This is a genomic window from Vibrio sp. 2-2(8) (assembly GCF_963888495.1).
Taxonomy (GTDB): domain Bacteria; phylum Pseudomonadota; class Gammaproteobacteria; order Enterobacterales; family Vibrionaceae; genus Vibrio; species Vibrio anguillarum.
The window spans coordinates 43,419-56,019 of record NZ_CAWPJM010000053.1; the positions used below are offsets into that span (position 1 = coordinate 43,419).

The 12,601-nt window shown below is 39.9% G+C and carries 17 protein-coding genes; 6 read left to right on the forward strand and 11 right to left on the reverse strand.

Annotated elements, in window-relative coordinates; genetic code table 11:
* Positions 1-159: 159 nt before the first annotated feature.
* The 7 genes from AACV12_RS15695 to AACV12_RS15725 are packed head-to-tail and all read right to left on the reverse strand — an operon-like array spanning position 160 to position 3,932.
* Positions 160-744, reverse strand: coding sequence for a hypothetical protein (locus AACV12_RS15695; protein WP_170900798.1), 585 nt, complete (start codon positions 742-744; stop codon positions 160-162).
* Positions 745-1,380 carry a phage N-6-adenine-methyltransferase gene (locus tag AACV12_RS15700; RefSeq protein ID WP_249371367.1) on the reverse strand — a complete coding sequence of 212 codons (636 nt, stop codon included), beginning with the start codon at positions 1,378-1,380 and terminating at the stop codon, positions 745-747.
* Positions 1,377-2,111, reverse strand: coding sequence for an ATP-binding protein (locus AACV12_RS15705; RefSeq protein ID WP_170900800.1), 735 nt, complete (start codon positions 2,109-2,111; stop codon positions 1,377-1,379). The genes AACV12_RS15700 and AACV12_RS15705 overlap by 4 nt, the downstream gene beginning before the upstream one ends.
* Positions 2,112-2,113: 2 nt before the next feature.
* Complete coding sequence (locus AACV12_RS15710; protein WP_170900802.1) at positions 2,114-2,914, reverse strand: hypothetical protein; 801 nt, start codon at positions 2,912-2,914, stop codon at positions 2,114-2,116.
* On the reverse strand, positions 2,911-3,045 hold the full coding sequence (locus AACV12_RS15715; protein ID WP_267906061.1) for a hypothetical protein: 135 nt from the start codon (positions 3,043-3,045) through the stop codon (positions 2,911-2,913). The genes AACV12_RS15710 and AACV12_RS15715 overlap by 4 nt, the downstream gene beginning before the upstream one ends.
* 44 nt (positions 3,046-3,089) lie before the next feature.
* Entirely contained in the window at positions 3,090-3,638 is a 549-nt protein-coding gene (locus AACV12_RS15720) for a toxin YdaT family protein (protein ID WP_170900804.1), read from the reverse strand.
* A gap of 39 nt (positions 3,639-3,677) precedes the next feature.
* Positions 3,678-3,932, reverse strand: a complete 255-nt coding sequence (locus AACV12_RS15725; protein WP_017042099.1) for a hypothetical protein — start codon at positions 3,930-3,932, stop codon at positions 3,678-3,680.
* A gap of 105 nt (positions 3,933-4,037) precedes the next feature.
* On the opposite strand from AACV12_RS15725, the gene AACV12_RS15730 reads away from it, so the two are divergent.
* From AACV12_RS15730 to AACV12_RS15755, 6 genes are all read left to right on the forward strand, one after another.
* Positions 4,038-4,754, forward strand: a complete 717-nt coding sequence (locus AACV12_RS15730; protein WP_170895110.1) for a S24 family peptidase — start codon at positions 4,038-4,040, stop codon at positions 4,752-4,754.
* Between the two features lie 137 nt (positions 4,755-4,891).
* On the forward strand, positions 4,892-5,152 hold the full coding sequence (locus tag AACV12_RS15735; protein ID WP_170900806.1) for a hypothetical protein: 261 nt from the start codon (positions 4,892-4,894) through the stop codon (positions 5,150-5,152).
* Between the two features lie 70 nt (positions 5,153-5,222).
* Entirely contained in the window at positions 5,223-5,915 is a 693-nt protein-coding gene (locus AACV12_RS15740) for a hypothetical protein (protein ID WP_170900808.1), read from the forward strand.
* A gap of 147 nt (positions 5,916-6,062) precedes the next feature.
* The gene (locus tag AACV12_RS15745) at positions 6,063-6,320 is read left to right on the forward strand and encodes a hypothetical protein (protein ID WP_170900810.1); all 258 of its coding nucleotides are present in this window, start codon (positions 6,063-6,065) and stop codon (positions 6,318-6,320) included.
* Positions 6,317-6,700 carry a hypothetical protein gene (locus AACV12_RS15750; protein WP_170900812.1) on the forward strand — a complete coding sequence of 128 codons (384 nt, stop codon included), beginning with the start codon at positions 6,317-6,319 and terminating at the stop codon, positions 6,698-6,700. The genes AACV12_RS15745 and AACV12_RS15750 overlap by 4 nt, the downstream gene beginning before the upstream one ends.
* 77 nt (positions 6,701-6,777) lie before the next feature.
* Positions 6,778-6,981 (forward strand): helix-turn-helix transcriptional regulator, encoded by a 204-nt coding sequence (locus AACV12_RS15755; RefSeq protein WP_017042942.1) that lies wholly within the window; start codon positions 6,778-6,780, stop codon positions 6,979-6,981.
* Positions 6,982-7,202: 221 nt separating this feature from the next.
* Here AACV12_RS15755 and AACV12_RS15760 read toward each other — a convergent pair whose 3' ends face one another.
* The 4 genes from AACV12_RS15760 to AACV12_RS15775 form a co-directional block, all read right to left on the reverse strand.
* On the reverse strand, positions 7,203-9,179 hold the full coding sequence (locus AACV12_RS15760) for an exonuclease SbcC (protein WP_170900814.1): 1,977 nt from the start codon (positions 9,177-9,179) through the stop codon (positions 7,203-7,205).
* Positions 9,179-9,685, reverse strand: a complete 507-nt coding sequence (locus AACV12_RS15765) for an ABC-three component system middle component 4 (RefSeq protein WP_170900816.1) — start codon at positions 9,683-9,685, stop codon at positions 9,179-9,181. Before AACV12_RS15765 ends, AACV12_RS15760 begins: the two co-directional genes overlap by 1 nt.
* On the reverse strand, positions 9,682-10,908 hold the full coding sequence (locus AACV12_RS15770; protein ID WP_170900818.1) for an ABC-three component system protein: 1,227 nt from the start codon (positions 10,906-10,908) through the stop codon (positions 9,682-9,684). The genes AACV12_RS15765 and AACV12_RS15770 overlap by 4 nt, the downstream gene beginning before the upstream one ends.
* 288 nt (positions 10,909-11,196) lie before the next feature.
* The gene (locus AACV12_RS15775) at positions 11,197-12,393 is read right to left on the reverse strand and encodes a tyrosine-type recombinase/integrase (RefSeq protein WP_170900820.1); all 1,197 of its coding nucleotides are present in this window, start codon (positions 12,391-12,393) and stop codon (positions 11,197-11,199) included.
* Between the last annotated feature and the right edge of the window lie 208 nt (positions 12,394-12,601).

Here is a 12,601-nt window from a genome sequence, read left to right on the forward strand (position 1 = left end):
AGCGCCTTTATCCAGAATAAGAAACGCACAAAAGGCGTTTTGTTTATAGCAGCAAATGAAGGTGTTACTTGTTATTTGTCTCAAAATTAACGGAAAAATACTCAAAAAAAAGTGAGAGATAACAAACTTGCGAGCCACTACTTATTATCTAATACTTTTCTAAGCCATTTTCTCACGTTCTATTCGCTCCATCAGTGCCAGCATAGCCGCATTACGCTTGGCGCAAAGCCATTTAGTGATCGGCTCAAGCACTTCGTGATAGCGCTTAAACATGCTGTAAGTGCAAGCAAACTCACCAGAACACATCGCAGCAAAGCGCTGTTCATAATTCCATTCAATGCGTCCATTATTGCAGTGGCTACAAACTCGTTTATGACGGCATTCACTTAAATAAAAACCCGAACCACCGCAGGATGGGCACACTTGGCCTAGCGGGTTCGTCGACTCTTCAATAGCAGTTCGAACCAATGCTACAAAAGCCTTTTCACATTTCTGGCCACGCCAGTTTTGTGTTTGGTTGATCACCTCAAGCATAACCGCTTTTTCAAGCATGTTACGTGAGTGGTGATTATTCTGCATTTCAACAAATAAGATCAAAAAGCCTATGGGTGACTCTTTCCATGTAACGCCAACCATCGCCAACTGCTCTTCTAACGAGAATAAGCCTTTCCCACCACCATTGTGCATTTGTTCGTAATTTAGTCCCTTTAAATCAAATTTCGCTAATAACGTTTCAGGTCGCATTTATGCTACCTCCTGTAACGGATAGATAAAGTTATGTCCCATTGCCTTTGCTACTCCTCTCGTGAAAGGAATTTTCGGTGTGTAGTGCATGTGGTGCGGTGTCCAAAGCACAAAAGCTGAAGGAAAGTTAACGCCGCGCTTTTTGGTTTTCCCGTCAATATCAAAAAAGTTGTAGCGTCCATCCGGTTCATAAATGGCGGTAGCTTTACCATCGACCAATTCACGCCACCAAGTGGTTGCAGGCTCATAGGGTAATAGCATCATCCCACTTAGCCCTGCTCTGGCTTCTTGATAAGCCTTTTTGATGAACAACTGCTTTAGGTCAAACGGTGGGTTACACCAAAAATCATTTTCCCAACGCAGCTCAAGTGCATCAAAACCCACTATTTTCGCGTTCGGGTTAAAGTCGTTAGCGGTAAAACCGATACCACGTTGAAAGTAGTTACCTGCGCGTTGCTCTAACCATACCAGCGAAGTAATGAAACGATCCACTTTAGCCGTTGCAGGCTCTGCGCACACATCCAGTTTGAACTTACGCCCGAACAGCGCCTGCCCATCACCAAAACATTCCCACGTTGTACCCCAACGGTTTTTGTCTTCAGCGGGTGACGTTGAATGAACTAAAATAGCCATCATGCGCCCCTTACTTTGTTGCGCGACTTAGCTCTAAAGCTTTCCCATGCAAATGAAACCCACTCTCCACCATCATCGAGCAAGCGTTCTACCACTCGCTCACTAAGTAGGCTTTGCAGTTCTTCATAACCAAGGTTGGTGAGAATGCCGGTTGGTAAGTCGTTCGCCCAACGCGCATCGATGATCGTACTCAGCATGATGTTTTCGTGATCGTTCTTGCGCTGCACCCCAACTTCATCAAGCACCAATAAATCGACTTTGCTTAGCACTTCAATAAACTTCGCTTCCGTCATCACACTGCTTGAATTGTACTTATCACGAATTTTCAGCATCAAATCAGACACAGAGATCACCATCACTGATTTGCCACGTGCGAGTAAGTTATTACCAATGGCCGACGCAAGGTGATTCTTGCCCGTTCCCGTCGTACCGGAATACACAAAGCTGCGGTTGTGTGGGGCTTTCAGGAAATCCACCAACCACGTGTTGGCGTGGTTAAACGCTATTCGCTGGCCTTGAGTTTCGGTAATGTAATTATCCAAACGGCACTTGGCGTGTTTTTTACCAATACCGCTACGGCCAAGTGCGCTTTGCACTTTGGCAACTTGGTATTGCTGGAAGATCTTACGGCTGGTTTCCTCTTCCTCGCGTTTGCGAATTTCATCCATTTGGGCGCGGCTGTACGGCTGAATATGCGCTGGAATACGTGCTTGAAGATGTTGTAATGATGTCATAGTTACCCCCTGCTTTCCGGTAGTTGGTACTTAGAAACATCCATGCCTTCACGGTAGCTTTCACCGACTTGGGCCGTCGTTGAGGTATTACTCATACCCGCTCTAGCCGCACCCCAAACACCCTCTTTCAGCTCAAACAACCCACTCCAATCGTTATCAATGGATTGATCAACGATGAACTTTTGAACCTCAGCAACGCCTTTCGATAAGTTGAGCAGCTTGGTTATCGCAGCTTGCTCACTACGCTGCGACTTGTAAGGTTTCTTAAGAACTTTCTTGCGATACTCCAACCAAGCCGTCCACGCCGCTTGGTTAAGTTCGCTAGGCCAATCATTTTCAAGAATGAAACTCAAAGCCGTTTTGCGCTTAGGCGCATCACTCTTTTCTGAAGTAGTCTCTGGTAGTCTCTGTGTATTCTCTGTATTAGCTTGTAGGTTTTCCGCAGCCATGCTTGCAGGATTCCCGCACGCCTGTTTGCAGGAATCCTGCAAACTAGTTTGCTGTAAACATGCAATCAAGTTTGCAGCATTGATACGGTAATGAAGTCGGCAAGGTACACCGACTTTTTTCTCCTCCAAAATGCCTAAATTACGCAGTTTTTTACGCGCTGTTTCTAGCTCTGTTCGCGTCATGCCGGTTTCATCTTTCCACTCTTCAGCAGACTTATAAAACCAACCATCGGTATTATTGGTTCTTTTGCTCCAGTAGAGCGATTGGCTAAGCAACAAAGCCCCCGTCACCCCAATACCAAGCCTCACAAAAGAGCGATGAAATGCCACCGGGCGATCTAAAAATTCAATCATACTGCCGCCCTAGCCGCTTGCATTCTGTGGAAAATAGCCGCTGCTTCATCACGAGAAACGACGCGTTTACCTTCGGCAGTGGTATACATCCAGAAACGGATACCACTGATAAAAACGATATAAAGACTCATTGCACAAAGTTCTCTTATTCGGTGGTTGAAATGCATCGAGGTGGTCAGCCTTTTAGCGCGATTAAAGTTTCAATGTATTTGAGTAAGGGTTCATGAGAACCGGCACTCTCTTGGATCTCTTTGTAAGCGTCTCGAAGTTGGTCACGTGTGGCATGCTCTTTTAGCAACAGAACCGAACGAAAAGCCTCTGACGATTCTTTACTAAAATTCGCCAATAATTGATCTCGGTTCACCATGCTATCGCATGAGCCAATGGCCGCGACTGAATAGCCCAATGGGTTTAAGAATTGATTCAACGCCACGGTTGCTCTTGCTTTTGGCATAGCTGAGATAATGGCAGGAAGTAGGTCCATCACATTTGCCTTGGCTTCAATGCTGGTTCGGCTCATATAACGGAATAAGTTTTGCGTATTATTCAGGTTGTTTGCTGCCGATGGCACTTTAAGAATGTGCTCTCGCTGGCAGTCTTCCTCTTCATAGATTTTCATCTTGTGGTAACAACGGGAGATAAATTCCGCGATCTGCTCTTTAGTGGCATCACTTCGCCAAGCGACAACAGCGTTATGAATAACGCTTTTCAAACTAGGTTGCATGCATATTCCTTACTGGTTGTTTATCCAGAATGTTGGTGATCAGGTCAGCTTCATAAACTCTGCTAATCTAGACTTAAAGCTTGTTGGAGATTTGAACGCTGTAGGCGTTAGCACTTCATAGCTCAAGTTAGTAAGCTCATGTGCTTGCTGCGTGCGTCCGTTTTTTGCAGGAAACTCACCAGATTTTTCCCATTTGCGGACTGCTTGAGAACTAACACCAAACAAATCTCCCATTGCTTGATAACTACCTTGGAAATGTTTTTTTAGCACTTTACTCACTATATTTGGTTCCATTTAAGCCCCTTAACTTAACCAAAAGTTAATCAATTAAACATCAACTGATAGTTAGGTGTCAACTAAGTTAAGATAACCTATGGTTAATTTGATAGAAGATAGTCTATGGATCGGCAGCAACTTTTTACTGACAGGCTAAACAAAGCATGTGATTTGGCGGGAATCCCCAGACGCGGGCGTGCAACTTATTTGCAATCACGTTTACCTTTTAAGATATCCTTAGTTGGTGTTCGTAAATGGTTAGTTGGTGAATCGATGCCTAATACTAAAAAGCTTGCCGACATTGCAAACCTACTAGGCACAACTGTAGAAAGCCTCTTAGATAGTAACGATATTGAAATGCTTGACCCTGAAGGAAATAGGTCTTCCGCTGGTCGGGTTTTAAATCTTCAGATTCCAAATGCTCAGTATTTAGACTCTCAAAATTTAAAAGTAATTCCCATTCTAAGCCAAGTACAGGCTGGTAATTGGCAAACGGTAGTCATCGACCAAGATACTGAATTTGAATGGCAAACAGTATCCGCAAATACATCTAATAAAGCTTTTGCGATGAGAGTAACAGGGAACTCAATGACCAACCCTCATGGATCTCCATCTATCCCCTCAGGTTCTATTGTCGTTGTTGAACCATGTAGTTGTCCCGACAATGGAAAGATTGTGGTGGCAACACTGAATGATGCTCCGGAAGCTACGATTAAGAAGCTAGAAATCGATGGCCCTCAGAAATTTTTAGTACCACTAAACCCCAAATACGATCCTATCCCTATCAATGGCAATTGCCGTATTGTTGGTTATGTAAAACAAGTAATTATGGATTTGTAACACCTCAAAGCTCCCTTCCATTTTTAGATAGCTCGCATATGCGGGCTATTTTTTTATCAAAAAATAACCGTTAGTTATTGACACGCAACTTAACCATAAGTTAGATTAACCATAAGTTAAGTTGATAAGGTGACAAAATGAAACAACTAACAACAGCAACTCTTACTAAAGCACTCGAAGGCTTTAAAGCCATTCAGCTACATAAAACGAGCTTTGAGCAGTTCCTGGCGAACACGCCTAAATCGGACCCGTTCTACGATGAGCTAAAACAACTCATCCAGCTTAGTGACCAATGTGAAAAGCTAGAAATAAACGTTGGTGATGAGAGCCTGAAGATAATCAACCAATTCAACGCTCTTTCTGACCAATTGAGCAACAAACTGAACGCCATCGGCTAACTAGAACTTTGTGCAATGAGCTAGGCGGCCTGAGTAGCCACAACTTTTTAACCCTTGAAAGGAAAAACAAATGAAAGAACTACAGCAAATCGTTAATGAACAAATCAATGCCATGATCTCGGCAGGGGCTATTGAGCAAATGATTTCAGAAAAGCTCCAAGAAACAATGAAAGATAGCATTAATCAAGCAATGCGTAGTCACAGTGATTTCGGCAAATCTATCAAAGGGAAGATTGAAGAATCATTCAACGCTAGTCTTAGCGAAATCACAATTCCAGAATACAACCAGTTTATCAGTGACGTAGTGATTGAAAGCTACACCGAAGCCATGAACACTACAGCCAAAGCGCACATGAAAGCGCTGCTTGATGAAAAGTTAGCACCTGTTCCCAAAGAAATGACTGCCCAAGCACTTCTTGATGAGATCCAAAAACATTGGGCAGATGACGTCCGACAATACGGACATGAAGAGATTGAAATCGAGTGGGAGGAAAGTGATAACGCTATCTTCTTGAAAGCCATTCACCCTGAACATGATTGGAGTTTTATAAAAGTAACTTGTTATAACCACCGTGAACCCGATTCAAAAACCTACCACATCGGTTATATCAATCAAGATGATAAAGCCATCAGCGGATGCATCACAGGAGCGACTTACGCATTAGGCTTGGCTGGGTTCTTCTATAAACTTTATTGCGCTCAAACAAAAATCACTGGCTTTGATTCTGTTTATGGAGAAAACATTTACGTCGGTTGGGACTAAATAGAAAACCCCCGTCGGTGACCAAACCAACAGGGGCTAACTTTGTGCAATGAGACTTAACGCCTCGCAATCAGTATATAACTGGCTGACCACCAATTTCAAGTACTTAGGCTGATTGCTGGGTTTCACCCAAAAAAGGAAAGTGCAATGAGTACTGTGAATACACGCAACTCTTATGAAGATTTTATTCATAAAAACGTAAAACACATTTTACTTGACGAAGGGTATGAACCTTCTGAAGTCATGCGAGCATCAGACCTCGCAGTGAGTACTTACCGAACCACAGCATCATTTGGAGGTTCACGCGGAGGTAAATGCTTTGACTACTGCTTATCTCGTGCTCGGCAATTACTGTCACCAGTAAAAAAACAGGCGGCTAAAGCAAGAAGTAAGGCGAAAAAATGAGTACTGAACGCCAGAAGAAGCTTGCGGCCATACGTGCCCAGCGCTTAAGAGACAGGCGCAAGGCCAACGGTAACAATGACATTCGACTTACGTTATCACCAAGCGAATTGAATAAGCTCGATACCATTTGCCAGTTTTTTGCTTATCCAACTGAGCCCTATGCTCAAATTGAAGCCTTACAATCGCTCATTCACCGTGTACATGCGGAGATTCCAGTGATTGAAAAAGAATTGGGCTGCTGCAGTAAGTGTGGTGAACAACTCCCACAAGGTTGCGCCAAGCTACGTGAAGGCGGGCTGTTTATGGGTGATGCCATGTGTTGGCACACAATCAACCGGGTACGCTTGATACCACAACACAAGGGGATAGCGTATGACTAGCTTTATCGTTTACGCCGTAATTTGTGTCGTATTTTATGTTTGTTATATGAATAAACCAGCTAAAAAAGGAAATTGAAATGGCCACTCAACAATTTACAACAACTACCATCCCACGCATGTTCATCAGCGATAAAGAAGTTCGCGAACTGTTAGACATTAGCCAACCTACCCTTTGGCGCTGGACGCAAGATCTAGGCTTCCCAAAAAGTGTGAAAGGCATGAAAGGAAAACGCCCATACAAAGAGTTCATTGCATGGGCAGAAGAAAGAGGAATGGTTTGATTGTAAGCCCTTATAGTACTAGTTACTGTAAGGGCTTTATTGTTTAGCTTGTCGAGTTTTGTATAAATAACGTTCATAATAAACTGCCTGGGTGTGGCTTAATTTTGGACACCCATTTTTTAGGGAAATAACCTAAATTAGACACTACCTAAACCACAGATAAAAAACGGTTAGCGCTTCTAATATAGTTAGAATATTCCTAAATATTATCTATAAAATTCCTAAATATCATCTATAAAACCGACGGGGAGCCCACTTGCTCTTTCTGAGCTATAGTGAGCAACAATAAAACCAGATAAATCGCTGACTATATGATCTGGAACGTCATTATCTACAAGTATGACTTGACATGTCCGATTTTTATTCTCAAACCTCCCCGTTAACTCAATAATAAATTCATAGATGTTTTTATACTTCAATGGGTCAGATACAGCTTCTTTATCATTTTCCATTTGTTCAATTGAATTAATTTCGTATCTTTGTTCCTTTGTTTTACCGAGATATTTACCCACCGTATCGATCATGAGGAACGAAGGATAATTAATACTAGAGTATAAAGATGCCTCTAGTAAAGAGCACAAGTACCCAATACTAACAATAGTTCTAAGTCCGCCAGAGGTAAGATTTGAATATTCAATTCCTCTAACTTTTGCCGAAAAATTAACAGAGTCGAAAGATATGTCCGTTGGCGATTTAATCTTTACAAAATTCAGATAGTTATGAAGATAGTCGGCTAGATCGTTTAATACTGCGGACATAGACGGTGCGCTTTCCTTTAAAGCATTAATCTCTACTTTCAATTTTTCTATTCTGATGTCTAAAGATTTAATATTTTTCGAAAGATAGTTGTGTTGATTTCTAACTTTTAATTTATTAATTATCTCCTTTCGTTTTTGTTGCAGCTCACCTAGTTTTAAAGTGTACATATCCCTTTCTACCAAGTATGGACTTGTTAGTTCTTTGGTATTTTTTTCCTGTAGCTTTAACGCATCGGTTTCAATATCATCGATTTTTTTTAGTTCAACAATTATTTTATCCCAATCCTCCCTTGTTTGAGAGATAATATCTACCGTATCCTTGACTCGTCTTTTTAACAAATTAATCTCATGAGATATCTTTTCATTCTCACCGATTGTAAACCTTTGCTTTGCAACACGAACATCCAATGTTCCATCACAAATTGGGCACAGCTCAACTTCGTCACTTATTTCCCCTATAACAGATCTAGCAGAAATTGATGCCTTAAATTTGTTTATATCATTGATATAATCATTCTTTAACCTTGTAAATTTTTCAACTTTCAACTTCATATCTTGAGATTTCTGTAGAAGCATTCTTTTTTCTAAAGATATATTTTCAAGTTCAGTTTTTATTACTTTGTATATTTCATCATCAGTAACATTAGACTTATTTAAATTACTCAAGTTAGTTTCTAGTTGCTTAATTTTCAGATCAATTTGGTTAACACTATCATCAAGAACACCTAATGTTTCAAATTCTGATTCTCGAAGAAACTCTGCAACCATACTAAACTTCGTTTCGATAGTTCTTCTTTCTCTAACTCTATCAGAAAGAAAACCCTCTAAGGTGCTTAAGTTGCTATCTAGAGCATTGAAAATGTATTTAAACACCTCTCTACTCCTGATTTGGACCACATAATTATCTGATTTTAAGAATGCTTTGCTACCAAGAGTATCTTGATCCACATAACAAAACTTAAAGACATCCCTAAAGCTCAATCTAACTAGCTTAGAGTCATCCTTAGTTGGGGCTTCCTTCAACCGAACCTTCGGAAGATCTAATGAATCTAATAAAAAATCTGAATAATATTCTAAGGCACCATAAGCTGAAGTTTTAGCAAAACTAGGGAGATACTTTTTACAAGCATAATTATCAATATCACTAAATCCACATGGATAAACTTCAATTGGTATATTAGGCTTAAAAATATCTCTCTTAATCGTATATCTATTTCCATTTAACTCTAAATCTAGAGCAGCATACTTTCCTGATGCTTCTATTTCTGGATAAAGATCAAATTTTTTCGCCCCAAGCAAATAGTCAATAAGGTTCAAAATACTAGATTTTCCAGTTGCAGAGTCACCATATACTATATTGACCCCTTTATAGAATTTGACACTATAATTTTTCTCATGACCAACAACTATAAGCTCATTAATTAAAATACTACTAGCCATTAAATGGTACCTATTCTTATAATTTGATTTAAACCAGCGTTAATTTGAGAAATATTTAGACTTAGCGTAGAAACTAATTGTTGAGAATATAATTTTATTTCTGAAAAATATTCACCCTCTAAATCACCTACTATTTTCACACCATTATCAGTCAAAGTGTATAAAAAACCTTCCTTATTCTTGTAGTTAACATTTATTAAATTTTTCTTAGCCAAAATTGTCAGAATATATTTCATTCTATCACGGTCAAATAGAGGATCTAGATTATATGATATAGATGAAACTGAGTAGTCATCCCTGTTACCAATCAGATTGCCCTTTCCTAATATATTCAACAATTTACTAAGCTTTTTAGGATTCCTAACCAAGTAATCATATAGGTGAACCCTTTCATTGTTTATTTTCAAAGCTCCCCGCTTTGTAGAGCCTAAATAGTATAAAACTATAAGTACAATACTAATATTCAGGTAAATATCATCATCAGGTTCAATAAAAGGAAGTTTCATCGCCTCACCTTATCCAATGTTTTTCCTTTACACCACCAAATATCATTGGAGCTATCATTAGCTAGTTGGTGTAGCATCCCTTTCTTATGATAGTTTTGAAGAGAAGGGATTAAAGTCTTAAGTAAAAGAGAGTCTTGTTCAGTTATCTTTGTATGAACTTCAGACAGCAAAATACCAGAGTTAACATTATCGTCAGCAAGAAATTTATCATAACTATCTTTATACAATTGGCGTATATTCGTAAACAAATTAGACAATTGTTCTTTATCATGTCTAGAGCTAAATAGTTTCCTTACAAACTCTGCATTATAGAATAGCTCTTTAGCATTATCTTGAGTGTCATTTTCTATCTCTGCAACAATTAGCTTTAGAACAAACAACTCTTTATCTAAATCAGAGCTATCTGTATCACTTAGCTTTTTAAATCCAATCTTATCCAACTCTTCGTTTTTAAATTGCTCTTTTATAAATTTAACAACGCTAATGTAAACAATAGTCTCATTATCCTCTGGCTTACATATAGTTGTATGATCCTCGGCAACTGAAACAGTATCTTTTTTGATTTTTTCTATAGCTACTGCACTATGCTGCGTAACGATTGTATCGTAGCCACCATAGAAGTACTTTGTAACGGGTTTTGAGTCTAGGTATACCCAACTTTGATTAAGCTCAGTAATGAACTTCTCTACTGGATTTAGGTTGGAAATCTGTAAATTACTACTAATTATACTACCAAGAACGGACATAGAAGCACCTTGATGAGGCACAGCTAAGGAAATAAACAGTTTTATCTTTGTATGACTGTTAAGGCTGAGTTCATTTCTAATCAAACTCTTAATAATCAATCCTCCCATACTATGGGCGATGACATAGATATTGTCGTACTGTTCTAAAGTAAATCTTAAATGGCTAGATAGATTTTTTGAAAGTTCATCAATATCGAGGTTTCTTTCCTTTTTATGTGTCTTTCTCCATATCAAGTCACGAATACGCCTAGCTTTCTCTTTTGTATCTGCAAATAAGTTTAGTAACTCGGTGAAGTAGTTATAAGAAGCAATATCAAAGTTTTCTGAAAGAGTTGCATCATCTAATAATAGCTTGGGAAAAACTGTACCGTTTGCATTTGTCCAAGTTTTTTTAGAATCGCCTGTAAATCCATGTACAAATAGAACAAGATTGCGACAACCTTCCCTTTTCTGATAAAAATCAAAGTCTTGAGCCACCTTCTTGTACTCCTTGTAATAGCTTATAATTAAATTATTGACAATATATCAATATGCAAAGTGAGTGAACAGCATCTAGTTGATTATCAACTACAAAACTCTACGCCACGCACATTCTCGGTATTTGAAGTGGGCGACAGATACTGGCAACTGCTTTGTATGTTCACTTACAACAACTTGAAAACTATCATTAGACATGACTATGTTATTCGCAATAGTGCATAACATCTTTTAGAGTAAAAAATGCGCCAGCTATACCTTAATCCAAAAATTAGCTAGGTCTTGCTCCTACCCCGTAACTAAAACTTCAGACCAATCTCTATAAGCTTCTTTTTGCTCATCTAAGTAGTCGTAATCTAGGTAGTGGCTCTGCACGCCCGTATGCACTTTATGACCCAACATAGTCTCAGCCACATGGAATGGAACACCCATCGCTTCCCACATGTTACGGGCTGTTCTTCGCATATCATGATTTGTTGTGCGTGGAAAACCTGCCGCTTCTATCGCGTCAGCTAACTTGTTCCCAAACTCCACTGGTATGTTTGGTGACATTGGCCTGTCTTCCCCTTTATTCACGGGTGGAAACATAATCTCGAACTCTGGCCATATCGCAAATTGATTGTGGATGATCTCTACCGCTAATGGTGGAATTGCGCGGCGAATCGCCCCACCCTGCTTTTTGCGGATTTTGTTGTTCTCTTCTGGAACTGTCCAAACCAAGTTATCTAAGTCAAAGTCTTGCTTCTTTGCCAAGCGTAGCTCGTTGCTTCGGTTGGCAAATATCATCATTAGGCGTAGAAAGTTTTTGTTGCTTTCATGTACGGCAATATCATCAATCGCTTTCCAAAGCGCTTTCACCCCGGCTTCATTCTGCTTGCCTTTTTTAGTGTCTGTTTGCACACCCACGTCGGCTTTTTTTACTTCAGACAAAACATTGTATTTCAGTAAGCCATGACGAACCGCATACGAGAGCACTTGTTTAAATCGAGCCATGAGGTTTGCAGAATGCTTTGCACTGACACGCTGCTTTGCTTTTTTAAATATCGGCATGAAATCAGCCAATTCTAGATGCTTGGCTTGATGCTGCCCAAGGTAAGGGCTGATATCTGTCTTGAACATCTTCTGCAGCGCTTCCCACTGCTTTACGTTGTCTTTACCGTGGTTTTCTACCCAGTAGTCAATTAAGTCGTCTATGGTGCTTGGGAGGGCTTTTTCTGAAAGGTTAACGCCAATGCGAGGATCAACACCCAACATAACGAGTTCGGCTTTCTTATCGCGCTCACGCAATGCGTCACGCATTTTCATTGCCGGGTATTCACCAAGCTTCATTTTGATCGGTTTGCTTAGGTAAATCACCCGGTAAATCCAAGTGATTTTTCCCTTAGGGCTAACGCGCACGCCTAAACCGTCACGGTGAGTGACTTCGGGTTTCCCCTTATAGGGTTTCCCTTGGGTGGCTCTAAGCCAAGCGTCTGTGATTGCCATTCGTTTGTACCAAAAATATTTGGTACAAATTTGGTACAAATAGACTGTGAATGCAAGTGAAACCTGTTAGGTATGAGTGATCTAACCTTGAATTATAGAAATGACATAAAGAAAGCTAAGTGTTTGGATATTATGGATTAATTAGATGTTTATGAATGGATGTCGAAAGGAGGGGATTTGTTCGGTTATGTTGCCTTGTAACATACCA